This is a genomic window from Ornithinimicrobium carbonis, assembly GCF_050703245.1.
Classification (GTDB): Bacteria; Actinomycetota; Actinomycetes; order Actinomycetales; family Dermatophilaceae; genus Ornithinicoccus.
In genome coordinates this window covers 2553656-2568758 of the sequence record NZ_CP192647.1, presented here as the reverse complement: position 1 = coordinate 2568758, position 15103 = coordinate 2553656, and the positions used below count along the sequence as shown (strand labels likewise).

At 73.4% G+C, this 15103-nt stretch carries 13 protein-coding genes and 1 pseudogene; 10 read left to right on the top strand and 4 right to left on the bottom strand.

Translation table 11 applies throughout. The features are described from left to right. Nucleotides 1-15 precede the first annotated feature (15 nt). Nucleotides 16-534: a hypothetical protein gene (locus tag ACQ95T_RS12845; RefSeq protein WP_431472987.1), complete on the bottom strand. Its 519-nt coding sequence runs from the start codon at nucleotides 532-534 to the stop codon at nucleotides 16-18. A 231-nt stretch (nucleotides 535-765) separates the two neighbouring features. Here ACQ95T_RS12845 and rbfA point away from each other — a divergent pair, with 231 nt between their 5' ends. The 8 genes and pseudogenes from rbfA to ACQ95T_RS12805 all read left to right on the top strand — a co-directional run bounded on the left by rbfA (nucleotide 766) and on the right by ACQ95T_RS12805 (nucleotide 8203). After that, entirely contained in the window at nucleotides 766-1227 is a 462-nt protein-coding gene (rbfA, locus tag ACQ95T_RS12840; protein WP_425941165.1) for a 30S ribosome-binding factor RbfA, read from the top strand. Beyond that, entirely contained in the window at nucleotides 1217-2149 is a 933-nt protein-coding gene (gene truB, locus ACQ95T_RS12835) for a tRNA pseudouridine(55) synthase TruB (RefSeq protein ID WP_425941163.1), read from the top strand. Before rbfA ends, truB begins: the two co-directional genes overlap by 11 nt. A gap of 11 nt (nucleotides 2150-2160) precedes the next feature. Continuing rightward, the gene (locus ACQ95T_RS12830) at nucleotides 2161-3117 is read left to right on the top strand and encodes a bifunctional riboflavin kinase/FAD synthetase (RefSeq protein WP_425941161.1); all 957 of its coding nucleotides are present in this window, start codon (nucleotides 2161-2163) and stop codon (nucleotides 3115-3117) included. Between the two features lie 8 nt (nucleotides 3118-3125). Then, nucleotides 3126-3275, top strand: a complete 150-nt coding sequence (locus ACQ95T_RS12825) for a hypothetical protein (protein WP_431472986.1) — start codon at nucleotides 3126-3128, stop codon at nucleotides 3273-3275. After that, complete coding sequence (locus ACQ95T_RS12820; RefSeq protein ID WP_431472985.1) at nucleotides 3269-4243, top strand: FtsW/RodA/SpoVE family cell cycle protein; 975 nt, start codon at nucleotides 3269-3271, stop codon at nucleotides 4241-4243. Before ACQ95T_RS12825 ends, ACQ95T_RS12820 begins: the two co-directional genes overlap by 7 nt. Before the next feature lie 62 nt (nucleotides 4244-4305). Then, a pseudogene (locus ACQ95T_RS12815) lies at nucleotides 4306-5565 on the top strand (AMP-dependent synthetase/ligase); the annotation flags it as partial. A gap of 212 nt (nucleotides 5566-5777) precedes the next feature. Next, nucleotides 5778-6149 (top strand): hypothetical protein, encoded by a 372-nt coding sequence (locus ACQ95T_RS12810; protein WP_431473831.1) that lies wholly within the window; start codon nucleotides 5778-5780, stop codon nucleotides 6147-6149. A gap of 89 nt (nucleotides 6150-6238) precedes the next feature. Further along, nucleotides 6239-8203, top strand: a complete 1965-nt coding sequence (locus tag ACQ95T_RS12805; RefSeq protein ID WP_425941155.1) for a TIGR03960 family B12-binding radical SAM protein — start codon at nucleotides 6239-6241, stop codon at nucleotides 8201-8203. A 157-nt stretch (nucleotides 8204-8360) separates the two neighbouring features. On the opposite strand, the gene ACQ95T_RS12800 is transcribed toward ACQ95T_RS12805, so the two are convergent. Genes ACQ95T_RS12800 through serC form a run of 3 tightly spaced genes read right to left on the bottom strand, consistent with a single transcriptional unit; the run spans nucleotide 8361 to nucleotide 10626 of the window. Further along, a complete protein-coding gene (locus tag ACQ95T_RS12800) occupies nucleotides 8361-8669 on the bottom strand; it encodes a phosphoglycerate dehydrogenase (protein ID WP_431472984.1) in 309 nt (102 codons plus the stop codon). A 22-nt stretch (nucleotides 8670-8691) separates the two neighbouring features. After that, on the bottom strand, nucleotides 8692-9543 hold the full coding sequence (locus ACQ95T_RS12795; protein WP_431472983.1) for a 3-phosphoglycerate dehydrogenase: 852 nt from the start codon (nucleotides 9541-9543) through the stop codon (nucleotides 8692-8694). A 3-nt stretch (nucleotides 9544-9546) separates the two neighbouring features. Next, complete coding sequence (gene serC, locus ACQ95T_RS12790) at nucleotides 9547-10626, bottom strand: 3-phosphoserine/phosphohydroxythreonine transaminase (protein ID WP_425941152.1); 1080 nt, start codon at nucleotides 10624-10626, stop codon at nucleotides 9547-9549. A gap of 206 nt (nucleotides 10627-10832) precedes the next feature. On the opposite strand from serC, the gene ACQ95T_RS12785 reads away from it, so the two are divergent. Both ACQ95T_RS12785 and ACQ95T_RS12780 read left to right on the top strand, forming a co-directional pair. Next, nucleotides 10833-11591, top strand: coding sequence for a TIGR03936 family radical SAM-associated protein (locus tag ACQ95T_RS12785; protein WP_425941151.1), 759 nt, complete (start codon nucleotides 10833-10835; stop codon nucleotides 11589-11591). A 377-nt stretch (nucleotides 11592-11968) separates the two neighbouring features. Then, on the top strand, nucleotides 11969-15031 hold the full coding sequence (locus tag ACQ95T_RS12780) for an Rne/Rng family ribonuclease (RefSeq protein ID WP_425941149.1): 3063 nt from the start codon (nucleotides 11969-11971) through the stop codon (nucleotides 15029-15031). Nucleotides 15032-15103 lie beyond the last annotated feature (72 nt).

Genomic DNA, 15103 nt, shown 5'->3' with positions numbered 1-15103 from the left:
TGCGGGGGGAAGGGGTCAGAGCACGGCCGACGGCGTCGGCGGGGCCCTTCCGTCCCAGGAGCGGTGCGCGGTGCAGGCGGCGGCCAGGACCGTGCGGCCGGCCACCGGCCACCGGGGTCCGACGGGCCCCCGCACCGTGCCGGGGGCCACCAACCGTCCCCACCACGCCACCGCCTCTCGCCACAGCGTGGCGGCAGCCGCCCGGAGGACGACGACGGTGAGCGAGGCGAGGCCGTGGAGCAGGAGCATCGTGGTCCCCCCGTGGCCCAGCGCCGCGAGCAGCTCGGAGGGGGAGGGGCCTGCGACCACGACCGCCAGGTGCCCGTCGTGGGCGGCGGGGCCGCGCGCCCCCGGCGTCGCGACGGGCGACCGGGTCTGCTGCGACAGCAGGGGCGCCAGCGCCAGCGCGGCATGGGTGGCGCCTGCCCCGCGCCCACGGCCACGAGCAGCCGGGCCGCCCGGGCCACCGGCCCGGAGCCGGCACGGCGGGCCGGCAGGAACCAGGCGAGCAGCACGGTGGCCGTGCCGGCCCACAGGAGCGCACCCGGGCGGACCCCGCCCCCGGCGCCGTGCCCGTCCGCACCGAGGTGGGCGAGCAGCCCCCAGCCCACCGCGAGGACGGACAGAGCGCCCGCGCGGGCACCCCTGGCCGCCCACGTCATACCCCGGAGGGTATCCCACGCCCTGGCGCCGACAGGTCCTGCCGGTCCGTAGGATGGTCGGGCCCGGAACACCGCCCGGAACACCGACGACCCAGGAGGACCCATGGCAGACCAGGCCCGCGCCCGCCGCATCGCCGAGCGCATCAAGCAGCTGGTGACGCAGGGGCTGTCCCAGGTGGTCAAGGACCAGCGCCTGGGCTTCGTCACGATCACCGACGTCCGCGTGACCGGGGACCTGCAGCACGCCAGCGTCTTCTACACCGTCCTGGGCCAGGAGGAGGACCGCGCCACCGCGGCCGAGATCCTGGAGACCTACCGCGGACGGCTGCGCTCCTTCGTGGGCCGTGGTCTGGGGATCCGGCTGACGCCCAGCCTGGAGTTCATCCTCGACGCCCTCCCGGAGGACGCGGCGCACATGGACGACCTGCTGCGCCAGGTGGCCGAGCGGGACGCGGAGCTGGCGCGCGAACGGGCGGCGGCGGCCTACGCCGGCGAGCCGGACCCCTACCGGCGGCCGGCGGCCGAGGACGACGACGGGGACGACGTCCCGGCGGATGAGCGCTGAGGGCGTCGGCGACGGACTGCTCGTCGTCGACAAGCCCGCCGGCTGGACCAGCCACGACGTCGTCGCGAGGGCCCGGCGCCTGTGCGGCACCCGACGGGTGGGGCACGCGGGCACCCTCGACCCGATGGCCACGGGGGTCCTGGTGCTCGGGGTGAACCGGGGCACCAAGCTGCTCACCTTCCTCGTCGGTTCCGACAAGGGGTATGCCGCCACCGTGCGCCTGGGGCGCTCCACCCTCACCGACGACGCCGAGGGGGAGGTGACCGGCGGGGCCGACGCGGGCTCCCTGACCGACGATCAGGTGGCCTCGGCGGTGCGCTCGCTCACGGGGCCGGTCCAGCAGGTGCCCAGCGCGGTGAGCGCGATCAAGGTCGACGGGCGCCGCTCCTACGCCCGGGTGCGCGCCGGCGAGGACGTCGAGCTGGCCGCCCGCCCCGTGACCGTGCACCGCTTCGACGTGCTCGCCCGCCGGGACGTGGTCCTGGACGACGGCCACCGGGTCGTGGACCTGGACGTGGAGGTCGAGGTGTCCTCGGGCACCTACGTGCGTGCGCTGGCCCGCGACCTGGGGACCGCCCTCGGGGTCGGCGGTCACCTGACCGCGCTGCGCCGGACCCGGGTCGGAGGGTTCACCCTCGACCGGGCGGCGACCCTGGAGCAGCTGGACCCGGACGCGGGCGAGGGGGCCGGAGCCCACCTGCTGGCGCTGGCGGACGCGGCCCGGGCCACGCTCCCGGCCCGTGACCTGGACGAGGCCGAGGCCCGGGCGCTCGGCTACGGTCAGCGCGTCCCCTCCGCCGAGCCCGGCCGGAGCAGTCCCGTCGCCGCCTTCTCGCCCGAGGGCGTCCTGGTGGCCGTCCTCGACGAGAGCGGTCCCACCGCGCGTGCGCGCGTGGTCCTGGCGCCCGCCGGGCAGAAGTAGAGTAGGCGCCCGTGCACCGATGGACGAGCCTGGACGAGGTTCCCGCCGACCTGGGTCCCACCGTCGCCACGCTCGGCAACTTCGACGGTGTCCACCGCGGCCACCGGGCCGTCCTGGACACCGTCGTGGCGACCGCCCGGGAGCGCGGCCTGGCCTCCGTGGCCGTCACCTTCGACCCGCACCCGGTGGCCGTGCTGCACCCGGACCGGGCGCCCCGGGAGATCACCGGGCTGGACCACCGGCTCGACCTGCTGGCCGCCCTCGGGCTGGACGGCGTGGTGGTGGTGCAGTTCACCCCCGAGTACGCCCTGCTCACCCCCGAGGACTTCGTGGTGCAGACGTTCGTGGACGGGTTGCGCTCGCAGGTCGTGGTCCTCGGCCAGGACTCGCGGTTCGGCCTGCACAACAGCGGGGACGTGGGGACGATGCGCGAGCTGGGCGAGGCCTACGGCTTCGAGGTCCTCGTCCAGGGGACCGTGGGTGAGCACGAGCGGGGCCGGCGCAGCTGGTCCTCCACCGCGCTGCGCGAGGCGATCGCCACGGGGGACATGGAGACCGCCACCGAGATCCTCGACCGGCCCCACCGGGTCTCGGGCGAGGTCGTGCACGGCCACCACCGGGGCCGGGAGCTGGGCTACCCCACCGCCAACCTGAGCACCGACAGCGAGGGGCTCGTGCCCGCCGACGGCGTCTACGCCGGCTGGCTCGAGCGCCCGTCGCTGCCGGCGGAGCACCCCGACCGGCGGCTGCCGGCGGCGATCTCGGTGGGCTCCAACCCGACTTTCGGCGACGTCGAGCGCACGGTCGAGGCCTACGTCCTGGACCGCGACGACCTCGACCTGTACGGCGAGACGGTGGCCGTGGACTTCGCGCGCCGGCTGCGCGGCAACGACCGGTTCGAGACGGTCGAGGGTCTGCTGGAGCAGATCGCCGCCGACGTCGACCGCACCCGCGCCCTCCTCGGCTGAGCCGGGGTATGTCGTCGCGCCCCGTCGTGACCCGGCTCGCCCGGGCGGACTGGGGCCTGGTCGTGGCCGCCGGCGGGCTCTCGGTCGTGGGAGCGCTGCTCGTCTGGTCCGCCACCCACGAGCAGGTCGGTCCGCCCTGGCCGTGCGGCACGTGGTGAACACCGCGGTGGGGATGACCGCCGCCCTGGGCGTGCTCCTGCTCGACGTGCGCCGGCTACGGGCCCTGGCCCCGTTCGCCGTCGTGGCCGGGGTCGGCGGCCTGGTGCTCGTCCTGACCCCGGTGGGACAGACGGTCAACGGGTCGCGCTCCTGGCTCTTCCTGCCCGGCGGCTTCTCGCTCCAGCCGGCCGAGCTGGCCAAGATCGGCCTCGTGCTCGGCCTGGCGGTCATCCTGGCCGAGGGACGGGACCGGTGGCGGCCGCCCCGTGCCCGCGAGGTCCTGCTGGCCTGGGTCCTGGCGGGGGTGCCGGTCCTGCTTATCCTGCTCCAGCCCGACCTGGGCAGCGCGCTCGTCCTGGGCATGCTCACCGTCGGGGTGGTCGCCGCCTCCGGCGCGTCGTGGTGGTGGACGGCGGCCGCGCTGGCCGGCACCGTCGCGACCGTGGTCGCCGCGGTCCGCGTTCCCCTGCTGGACCCCTACCAGGTCGACCGTCTGCTCGCCTTCCGGGACCCCACGCTGGACCCGGAGGGCATCGGCTACCAGACCCGCCAGGTGCGGCTGGCGGTGGCCGCGGGGGGCTGGGACGGCGCCGGGCTGGGGGAGGGCCCCCACACCCAGGGCGGGTTCATCCCGTTCCAGCACACCGACTTCGTCTTCTCGGTCGCGGCCGAGGAGCTGGGCCTCCTCGGCTCCGGCGGGCTCCTGCTGCTGCTGGGCTTCCTGGTCCTGCGGGCCCTGGTCGTGGCCCTGCGCTGCGAGGACCCCTTCGCCCGGCTCGTGGCCGTGGGGGTCGCGAGCTGGTTCGCCTTCCAGGTGGTCCAGAACGTGGGGATGAACCTGGGCCTGGTCCCGGTCACCGGGCTGCCGCTGCCCTTCCTGTCCTACGGAGGCTCCTCGATGCTGGCCTGCTGGGTCGCCGTGGCGCTCGTGTCGGCGGCGCAGCAGGACCGGCGTGGGGGGCGCTGACTCCGGGGCAGGCGTCGTGACAGAATCGGGCCAGCCCGTGCCTGCCGACGAAGGAGTTGACGATGGCCCGTTCCGTGACCGAGGAGAAGGTCGACCGCAGCATCATCGAGAACCGTGCCCCCAGCGTGGGCCACCTGTTCCGTGAACGTGTCCAGGCCCTGCCCGAGGGGGAGGCCTTCCGGCACCCGGTCGGGGACGGGTGGGCGTCCCTGACGTGGAGCCAGACCCGGGACCGGGCCTACGCCCTGGCTGCCGGCCTGGTCGAGCTGGGGGTCGAGCCGGAGGAGCGCGTCGCGCTGATGTCCTCCACCCGGATCGAATGGGTGCTCTCCGACCTGGCCGTCATGTGCGCCGGCGCCGCCACCACGACCATCTACCCCACGACCATCACCGAGGACGTGGCCTACATCGTGGCCGACTCCGGCAGCCGGGTCGTCATCGCCGAGGACGGCGACCAGGTGGCCAAGCTGCGCGAGCGCGCCGACGAGATGAGCGGGGTGCTCAAGGTCGTCGTCGTCGACGGGGAGGGCGACGGGGAGCAGGTCATCACCTTCGCCGAGCTGGAGGAGCTGGGCCGTGCCCGGCTCGAGCGTGAGCCCGGCGTGGTGGACGCCCGCATCGACGGCCTCACCCCCGAGCACCTCGCCACGATCATCTACACCTCTGGCACGACGGGTCGACCCAAGGGGGTGCGGCTGCCGCACTCGGCGTGGACCTACGAGGCGGCGGCGGTCGCCTCCATCGGCATCCTGAGCCAGGACGACCTGCAGTACCTCTGGCTTCCGCTCGCGCACGTCTTCGGCAAGGTCCTGCTCGCCCTGCCGCTGCAGATCGGCTTCCCCACCGCGGTCGACGGACGGCCGGAGAAGATCGTCGAGAACGTCGCCGTCGTCCAGCCCACCTTCATGGGGGCCGCACCGCGGATCTTCGAGAAGGTCTACGGCAAGATCACCACGATGATGATGGACGAGGGCGGGGTCAAGGCCAAGCTCTTCACCTGGGCCTCCGGGGTGGGCAAGGAGGTCGGGGAGATCCGGGCCGCCGGCGGACAGCCGGGCGGGCTGCTGGCCACCAAGTACCGGTTGGCCGACAAGCTGGTCCTCAGCAAGATCCGCGGACGGTTCGGCGGCAAGGTGCGCTTCTTCATCTCCGGCTCGGCCGCGCTGAACGCCGACGTCGCCCGCTGGTTCGACGCCATGGGTCTGCTCATCCTCGAGGGCTACGGGCTCACCGAGACCAGCGCCGCCTCCTTCGTCAACCGGCCCGCGCCCGGTGGCTACAAGTTCGGCTCTGTCGGGTGGCCGCTGCCCGGCACCGAGGTGCGCATCGCCGAGGACGGCGAGATCCTGCTCAAGGGACCCGGGGTCATGGAGGGCTACCACCAGCTGCCCGAGGAGACGTCCGCCAGCCTCGACGACGGGTGGCTGGCCACCGGTGACATCGGCGAGGTGGACCCGAACGGCTTCCTGACGATCACCGACCGCAAGAAGGACCTGTTCAAGACGTCCGCGGCAAGTACGTCGCCCCCTCGCTCATCGAGTCGCGGTTCAAGGGCATCTGCCCCTACGCCAGCCAGCTCATCATCGAGGGCGACGGGCGCAAGTTCGTCTCCGCGCTCGTCACCCTCGAGCCCGAGTCCATCGCTGCCTGGGGTGCGCAGAACGGGATGGCAGGGGACTCCTACCGGCAGATCGTCACCTCGGAGAAGGCCCGGGAGATGGTCCAGGGCTACGTCGACGAGCTCAACTCCCAGCTCAACCGGTGGGAGCAGATCAAGGAGTTCCACATCCTGGACCACGACCTGTCGGTGGAGGAGGGTGACCTCACGCCGAGCATGAAGCTCAAGCGCAAGGCCGTCACCTCCAAGTACAAGGACGAGCTGGACAGGTTCTACGTCGAGAGCTAGGGCGCACGCGTCGACGCGCCGCCGCCGGGGATCCCCCGGCGGCGGCGCTCGTTTCCCCCCGGCGGGCGCGGCTGCATACGCTGGACCGCATGTCCTCGCCGACCGACGTCCCGAGCCGTCCCCGCGGAGCCTCCGTCCTCGACCGGCTGGAGCCCCTGCTCGAGCAGGTGAGCAAGCCGGTGCAGTACGTCGGTGGTGAGCTGAACTCGCAGGTCAAGGCCTGGGACTGCGGGGGCGAACACACGGTGCGCTGGGCGCTGATGTACCCCGACGCCTACGAGGTCGGCCTGCCCAACCAGGGCGTCATGATCCTCTACGAGGTCCTCAACGAGCAGCCCGGGGTCCTGGCCGAGCGCACCTACGCGGTGTGGCCCGACCTCGAGACCCTGATGCGCGAGCACGGGGTGCCCCAGTTCACGGTGGACGCCCACCGGGCCGTGGGCGACTTCGACGTCCTGGGCCTCAGCTTCTCCACCGAGCTGGGCTACACCAACATGCTCACCGCGCTCGACCTCGCCGGCATCCCGCTCCACGCCCGCGACCGCACCGAGGAGCACCCGCTGGTGATCGCCGGCGGCCACGCCAGCTTCAACCCCGAACCGGTCGCCGACTTCGTCGACGCCGCGGTCGTCGGCGACGGCGAGGAGGCGGTGCTCGCGGTCTCGGCCATCCTGCGCGGCTGGAAGGAGGCCGGGCGGCCCGGCGGCCGCGAGGGGCTGCTGCTGCAGCTGGCCGCCACCGGCGGCGTCTACGTCCCGGCGTTCTACGACGTGGACTACCTGCCGGACGGGCGGATCCAGCGGGTCGCCCCCGCGCGGGCGGGCGTGCCCTGGCGGGTCGCCAAGCACACCGTCATGGACCTCGACTCCTGGCCCTACCCCAAGGCACCGCTCGTGCCGATCACCGAGTCGGTGCACGAACGGATGAGCGTGGAGATCTTCCGCGGGTGCACCCGAGGGTGCCGCTTCTGCCAGGCCGGCATGATCACCCGCCCGGTCCGGGAGCGCTCGATCACCGGGATCGGCGACATGGTCCAGCGGGGCCTGGAGGCCACCGGCTTCGAGGAGGTCGGGCTGCTCTCGCTGTCCTCGGCCGACCACTCCGAGATCGCCGAGGTCACCAAGGACCTGGCGGACCGTTACGAGGGCACCCAGACCGGCCTCTCGCTGCCCTCGACCCGGGTCGACGCGTTCAACATCGAGCTGGCCAACGAGCTGACCCGCAACGGGCGCCGGTCCGGACTGACCTTCGCCCCCGAGGGCGGCAGCGAGCGGATGCGCAAGGTGATCAACAAGATGGTCACCGAGGAGGACCTCATCCGCACGGTCGGCGCCGCCTATGCGGCCGGGTGGCGGCAGGTCAAGCTCTACTTCATGTGCGGGCTGCCCACCGAGACCGACGAGGACGTCCTGCAGATCGCCGACCTGGCCAAGCGGGTCATCGACACCGGGCGGGAGGTCTCCGGGCACCGCGACATCCGCTGCACGGTCTCCATCGGCGGGTTCGTGCCCAAGCCGCACACCCCCTTCCAGTGGGCCGCGCAGCTGGGGGCGGAACAGACCGACGCCCGGCTGGCCAAGCTGCGCGAGGCGCTGCGCTCCGACCGCCGCTACGGGTCGGCCATCGGGTTCCGCTACCACGACGGCAAGCCCGGGATCGTCGAGGGTCTGCTCTCGCGGGGCGACCGGCGGCTGGGCGCGGTGATCGAGCAGGTGTGGCGCGACGGGCAGCGGTTCGACGGGTGGAACGAGCACTTCTCCTACGAGCGCTGGATGTCGGCCGCGGAGGCGGGCCTGGCCGGGACCGGGGTGGACGTGGACTGGTACACCACCCGGGAGAGGGGGGAGCACGAGGTCCTGCCCTGGGACCACATCGACTCCGGCCTGGACAAGGAGTGGCTGTGGGAAGACTGGCTCGACGCCCTCGAGGAGCGGGAGGTCGAGGACTGCCGGTGGACGCCGTGCTTCGACTGCGGCGTGTGCCCGCAGATGGACACCGAGATCCAGGTCGGCCCCACCGGCAAGCGGCTGCTGCCCCTGTCCGTGGTGCGCTGAGGACGCAGGACCGGCATCGCGCCCGGGGCCGACGCGCCCCCGACCGGGACGTGACCACGTCGACCGGGGCGCGACCACGTCGTCCGGGACGTGACCACGTCGTCCGGGACGTGACCACGTCGTCCGGGTGACGCGACCCGCGGACCCGGGGGAGGGGTCAGAGCTTGCGGGCCCGCACGACCCCGTCGATGGCCAGGATCGCCTGCTTGAGGTCGTCCTGCACCTCACCCTCGACGTCGACGAGGGTGTAGGCGTAGTCGCCCCTGGACCGGTTGGTGAACTCGGCCACGTTGAGCCCGGCCTCGCCCAGGACCCCCGTGATCTGCCCGATCATCGTGGGCCGGTTCTGGTTGAAGATCCCCAGCCGGGTGGTCCCCGGCGTGCGGGCCATGACGACCTCGGGGAAGTTGACCGAGTTGCGGATGTTGCCGTGCAGCAGGAAGTCGGAGAGCTGGTCGACCGCCATGACGGCGCAGTTGTCCTCGGCCTCACCCGTGGAGGCGCCCAGGTGGGGCAGGGCGATGACCTTGGGGTGGATCGCCCGCCTCGGTGGGGAAGTCGTTGACGTAGGCGTGCAGGTGGCCGGAGTCCAGGGCCTGCAGGACCGCGGCCTCGTCGACCACCCCGCCCCGGGCGAAGTTGAGGATCACGCCGCCCTCGGGCATGAGGGAGATCCGGTGGGCGTCGACCAGGCCCCTGGTGCCCTCGACGAGCGGCACGTGGGGGGTGATCATGTCCGAGCGGGAGAAGAGCTCCTCCACGCTCGTGACCTGCTCCACCTGGGGGGAGAGCTGCCACGCGCGCTCCACCGTGATCGCCGGGTCGTACCCCAGGACCTTCAGCCCCAGCGACTGGGCGGCGTTGGCCACGAGCACGCCGATCGCGCCCAGCCCGATCACCCCGAGCGTGCGCCCGGGCAGCTCGAACCCGGCAAACTGCTTCTTGCCGGCCTCGACCTGCTTGTCGAGCTCCTTGCCGGACAGCGACCGCCCGGCCACGAGGTCACGGGTGTAGTCGGCCGCGTGGTAGAGGTTGCGCGCGGCCAGGAGCATGCCGGCGATGACGAGCTCCTTGACCGCGTTGGCGTTGGCGCCGGGGGTGTTGAACACCGGGATGCCGCGGGCGGCGAGCCGGTCCACCGGGATGTTGTTCGTGCCCGCGCCGGCGCGGGCCACGGCATACACCGTCTCGGGGATCTCCACCGAGTGCAGGTCGGCCGACCTGAGCAGGAGCGCCCGGGGCTCGGCGATGTCGGTGCCGATGTCGAAGACGTCCCGGTCGAGGCGCTGCAGGCCGATCGGCGAGATGGCGTTGAGGGTCTGGATCGCGAAGGTGCTCATGGGTCAGCCGTTCTTCCGCTCGAACTCGGTCATGAAGTCGACGAGGGCCTGCACGCCCTCCAGGGGCATGGCGTTGTAGATGCTGGCGCGCATGCCGCCCACGCTCCGGTGCCCGGCGAGGCCGGAGAGCCCGGCCGCTGCCGCCTGGGCGACGAACGGCTTCTCCAGGGCGGGGTCGGGCACGAGGAAGGGCACGTTCATCCAGGACCGGGCGGCCGGCTCGACGGGGTTGGCGTAGAAGTCCGAGGCGTCAATCACCCCGTAGAGCAGCTCGGCCTTGGCCCGGTTGCGCGCAGCCATGGCCTCCAGCCCACCCTGCTCCTGGACCCACTCCAGCACCAGACCGACGAGGTACCACGCCAGCGTCGGCGGGGTGTTGAGCATGGAGTCGGCCTCGGCCATGGCGGTCCAGTCCAGCACCGAGGGCACGTCGGCCCGGGGTCGACCCAGCAGGTCGCGCCGCACGACGACGACGACGATCCCGGAGGGGCCGAGGTTCTTCTGGGCCCCGGCGTAGACCACGCCGTAACGGGTCACGTCCATGGGTCGGGACAGGATCGTCGAGCTGGCGTCGGTGACCAGCGGGACGTCCCCGGCGTCCGGCACGTAGGGGAACTCGACCCCGCCGATGGTCTCGTTGAGGGTGTAGTGCAGGTAGGCGGCGTCCTGGGGCACCTCGAACGAGCCCGGCGCCGGGACGGAGGCGTAGTTCGAGGCCTTCTCGTCCGCGAGCACCTGGACGTCGGTGAACCTGCGGCCCTCGGCGATCGCCTTCTTCGACCAGGACCCGGTGTTCAGGTATGCCGTGCGCGCCCCGGGTGCGCCCAGGTTGAGCGGGACAGCGGCGAACTGGGCGGTGGCGCCGCCCTGGAGGAAGAGGACCGCGTAGTCGTCCGGCACCGCCAGCAGGGTCCGCATCCGCTGCTCGGCCTCGGCGGCGATGCCGACGAACTCCGGGGAGCGGTGGGACATCTCCATCACCGACATTCCCGACCCCCGCCAGTCGGTCAGCTCGGACTGGGCCCGCTCGAGCACCTCGAGCGGCATGGCGGCAGGGCCGGCGGAGAAGTTGACAGCACGCAAGGGGGCTTCCTCGGGTCGGGATGGACGGGGGCGACCGCAGCACAGCCCGGGGCTGAGCTCCGGTCCGGCCTCGACGTCGAGTGCCGCTGCCTACCGTACCGTCAACCGCGAGGCGCTCGGTCACCCCGTCGGGGACCGAGGCCCCCCACGACGGTGCAGGAGGCCGTCCTGGGCGGGTGAGGATCGGCCGACTAGCCTGTCCGCCCATGGCCACGCGTCGCGTTCCCGAGGGTCCGGCACCCGATCCCACGGTCCAGCGGCTGCGCGTGCGCTACGCCAAGCGGGGCCGGATGCGGTTCACCTCGACCCGGGACTTCCAGCGGGCCCTGGAGCGGGCCGTCCGGCGGGCCGGCCTGCCGGTGGCCTTCTCCGCCGGCTTCCACCCGCACCCCAAGATCTCCTACGCCAACGCCGCCCCCACGGGGACGGCGAGCGAGGCCGAGTACGTCGAGATCGCCCTCACCCGCCGGGTGGACCCCGCCCGGGTGGCGCCGGTTCTGGACGAGGCACTCCCGGACGGGCTGGACGTGGTGGAGGTCCAGGACGCCGACGACCTCCCCGGCGCGCTGGCCGACCGGCTCCAGGGCAGCCTGTGGGCGCTGCGCCTCCGGGCCGACGGCACGCCCGTCGACACCGGGGCGGTCGACGCCGCGGTGGCGGCGCTGCTGGCGGCCGAGGAGCTGCTCGTGACCAGGATGATGAAGAAGGGGCCCAGGGAGCTGGACGTGAGGGCCGCCGTCCTGGGGATGACGGTCGCCGCCGACCAGGTCCCGGGGGTTCCGGCCGAACCGGGGGACGTCGTCCTTCTCGTCACCCTGCGCCACACCGTCCCCACGGTGCGCCCGGAGGAGGTCTGGACCGCTCTCGGTCTCGTGGGCGGGACCCCGCTCCCGCGTCCGCTGTCGACCCGGCTGCGGCAGGGGCCCCTCGTGGGGGACCAGGTCTCGGACAGCCTGGGGGGCTGAACCGGCCGAAGGTGCGCGGCCGGCGGCCGGGGTGCAGGGTGCGGCGACCCCGGGCGACGCGCGCGTCGGCGGACGATGGGGCGTGCGGCGCTGCTTGTGCGATACTGACAGCGGTCGGGCAAGTCACCACACCGCTGCCCGTCCGGTGCGAGTCCCCTCGCTGTGCGGCAGCAGTTGCCGGCACGCGACGCCGTCGTGAAGATCGAGCCGACTCCCACCGCCCCACCGGTGCCGCGCCAGATGCGCGAACCGCGTGGGCGACCTGGACGACTTCCGTCCGAGCCCGACAGGGCTGGACGACTGCACCCGCGCCGCGCGGGGAGTGGGTCCTACCCGGACCCGGTGTGGACTCGCCGCGAGGCCCAGAAAGGCACAGCGTGTCCGAGGAGACCAGCACCCCCGGCGAGGAACGCGCCCAGGACCGGGTCGAGAACCCGGACGACCGCGCCGGCCGGCTCGCCGAGATCACCGCCGAGCTCACGGCCCGGTCGCAGGAGCAGCAGCACGTCGGGACGCCCGACGCGGCCGAGGCGTCCGAGCAGGACCTGTCCGACGACGAGGCGTCCGAGCAGGACCCGGCCGACGACGAGACGCCCGAGCAGGATCCGGCCGACGACGAGACGCCCGAGCAGGATCCGGCCGACGACGAGACGCCCGAGCAGGATCCGGCCGACGACGAGACGCCCGAGCAGGATCCGGCCGAGCACGAGGTGACCGAGGAGGACGCTCCCGGGTCGGACCAGGCTCGACGGCCCGGGTCCGGGCAGGACGAGGAGCAGCCCCAGCAGGACGAGGACCACGTCCAGGTCGGGGAGGAGGAGCAGGTGGAGGTCCGTCGGCCCTCGTTCGGCGTGGTCTTCCAGGCGCCCGACCTGTCCGACCTTCCTCGACGCCGGTCGCGCCGGGCGACCTCCGGGGTCACCACACCGACCGACCAGCCGCAGGACGAGCAGGACGAGCAGGCCCAGGAGGACCGGCACGACGCGGCCGCCAAGGACGACCGGGACGGACCGGTCAGGGGTCGACGGGAACAGGCGCGTGCGTCCGGAGTCGGCGACGACCGGGGGGACCGGGACGAGACCGACCGGACGGGGTCGGACGACGACGGCTCCGACGACGAGGGTGGCCGCGGCGGACGTCGACGGCGGCGCGGCGGGAAGGGCCGCCGCGGCACCCGGTCGGGCTCGGAGCAGGGAGCCGGCGACGACGGCGGGACCGAGCAGACCGGTCCGGAGCCCACCGACGACTCCACCGACCCGGAAGGGCCCGACGCGCCCGAGGGGTCGGACGGGGACGACGACACCCAGGGTGGGTCAGGTCGACGCCGTTCGCGCAGCCGTCGGGGCCGACGTCCCGCCGGAGCTTCCGGCGGTGACACCGACCGCGGCGCGCAGGACGAGGGTCAGGGCGCGGCCCGGGACGAGGACCAGGACGACCAGGGCGAGGACGACGGAGCAGCCGGCACCCGGCGTCGTCGGCGCCGGCGGCGCAGCGGAGAGTCCGGCCAGGCGGAGCGCACGACCCAGGACGAGGTGTCCTCGGTCAAGGGTTCGACCCGGCTCGAGGCCAAGCGTCAGCGGCGTCGCGAAGGCCGTGAGGCCGGTCGGCGACGCACGATCATCACCGAGGCCGAGTTCCTGGCCCGTCGCGAGAGCGTGGACCGGGTCATGGTGGTCCGGGGCCTGCCCGACCGCACCCAGATCGCGGTGCTCGAGGACGGCGTCCCGGTCGAGCACTACGTCTCCCGTTCGGCGCAGAGCACGATGGCGGGCAATGTGTACCTCGGCCGCGTGCAGAACGTCCTGCCGAGCATGGAGGCGGCCTTCGTCGACATCGGCAAGGGCCGCAACGCGGTGCTGTACGCCGGTGAGGTGAACTGGGACGCGGCCGGTCTGGAGGGCAACCAGCCCAAGCGGATCGAGAACGCGCTGAAGTCCGGCGAGTCGGTCCTCGTGCAGGTCACCAAGGACCCCATCGGGCACAAGGGTGCGCGGCTCACGTCCCAGATCTCGTTGCCGGGGCGCTACCTGGTCTACGTTCCGGGAAACTCCATGACCGGGATCTCCCGCAAGCTGCCGGACACCGAGCGAGCCCGGCTGAAGAAGATCCTCAAGGAGGTCGTCCCTGCGGACGCCGGTGTCATCGTGCGCACCGCTGCCGAGGGGGCCGCCGAGGCCGAGCTGCGCGCCGACGTCGAGCGGCTGACCGCCACCTGGGAGCGCATCCAGGCCAAGGCGAAGGGGGCCAACGCCCCGGCGCTGCTGCACGGGGAGCCGGACATGACCGTCCGGGTCATCCGCGACGTCTTCACCGAGGACTTCTCCAAGCTGGTCGTCTCCGGCGAGGAGGCCTGGGCCGAGGTCAAGCGGTACATCGACGAGGTCGCCCCCGACCTGGCCGACCGGGTGGAGCGCCACACCGGGTCCACCGACATCTTCACCGCCCACCGGGTCGACGAGGCCATCGCCAAGGCGATGGACCGCAAGGTGTGGCTTCCCTCGGGCGGCTCGCTGGTCATCGACCGGACCGAGGCGATGACCGTGGTGGACGTCAACACCGGCAAGTTCACCGGTTCAGGCGGAAACCTCGAGGAGACCGTCACCAAGAACAACATCGAGGCGGCCGAGGAGATCGTCCGCCAGCTGCGGCTGCGCGACATCGGCGGCATCATCGTCATCGACTTCATCGACATGGTGCTGGAGGCCAACCGCGACCTGGTCGTGCGCCGTCTCCTCGAGTGCCTGGGGCGCGACCGGACCAAGCACCAGGTGGCCGAGGTCACCTCGCTGGGGTTGGTCCAGATGACCCGCAAGCGCGTCGGGTCGGGCCTGATCGAGGTCTTCTCCGACACCTGCGTCCACTGCGCCGGTCGCGGCGTCGTGGTGCACACCGAGCCGGTCGCCACCCGGGGCGGCGCCCAGGACGAGCCTGCCGGCGGTGCCGGTGGTCGTCGGGGCCGCGGCAAGGGCCGGTCCGGCCCGACCGGGGGCAACGGGAGCAACGGGGGCAGCAGCGAGGCCCGCAACGTGCTGCCCGTGCCCAACCCCAACGGTCCCACCCCGGCCCAGATCGCCGCGGCGGCCCACGCTGCCGCCCTGCACGCCGGGGCTCCGGCTCCGGCCGCGGACGCGGCCGCCCGGGCCGTCGCCGAGGAGGCGGCCGAGGACGCTCCCGCCGCTGCCCACGCCCCCGCCGCCACGGTGAGCGAGGACGCCGGTGGAACGGCGGCCCCGTCCGAGACGCAGACCGCCGGCGGTGTCCCGGACGCGGCCCCCGCCGCGACGACCGGGACCGCGACGACCGGGACCGCCACGACCGGGACCGCCGAGGAGCCCGAGCCGGTCACGCAGCCCCGGCGACGCCGCCCGCGCGGCCGGGTCGTCGCACCGGCAGGGCCGCCGACCGGGGCCGACGCCGCGGGAGAGCCGATCGACGACTGAGCCCGGGCCGGACCGGTTTGGCCACCGAGGCCCGGCCAGGGTAGGCTGGTGCGTCGGTTCGCCCCGCGCACG

What these genes read in the sequence shown, in the direction of transcription:
- ACQ95T_RS12785 (WP_425941151.1), top strand. Translation starts at nt 10,833, where the DNA reads ATGGCCACGCGTCGCGTTCCCGAGGGTCCGGCACCCGATCCCACGGTC.
- ACQ95T_RS12805 (WP_425941155.1), top strand. Translation starts at nt 6,239, where the DNA reads ATGTCCTCGCCGACCGACGTCCCGAGCCGTCCCCGCGGAGCCTCCGTC.
- ACQ95T_RS12795 (WP_431472983.1), bottom strand. Translation starts at nt 9,543, where the DNA reads ATGAGCACCTTCGCGATCCAGACCCTCAACGCCATCTCGCCGATCGGC.
- ACQ95T_RS12825 (WP_431472986.1), top strand. Translation starts at nt 3,126, where the DNA reads ATGTCGTCGCGCCCCGTCGTGACCCGGCTCGCCCGGGCGGACTGGGGC.
- ACQ95T_RS12800 (WP_431472984.1), bottom strand. Translation starts at nt 8,669, where the DNA reads ATGGCGGTCGACCAGCTCTCCGACTTCCTGCTGCACGGCAACATCCGC.
- truB (WP_425941163.1), top strand. Translation starts at nt 1,217, where the DNA reads ATGAGCGCTGAGGGCGTCGGCGACGGACTGCTCGTCGTCGACAAGCCC.
- rbfA (WP_425941165.1), top strand. Translation starts at nt 766, where the DNA reads ATGGCAGACCAGGCCCGCGCCCGCCGCATCGCCGAGCGCATCAAGCAG.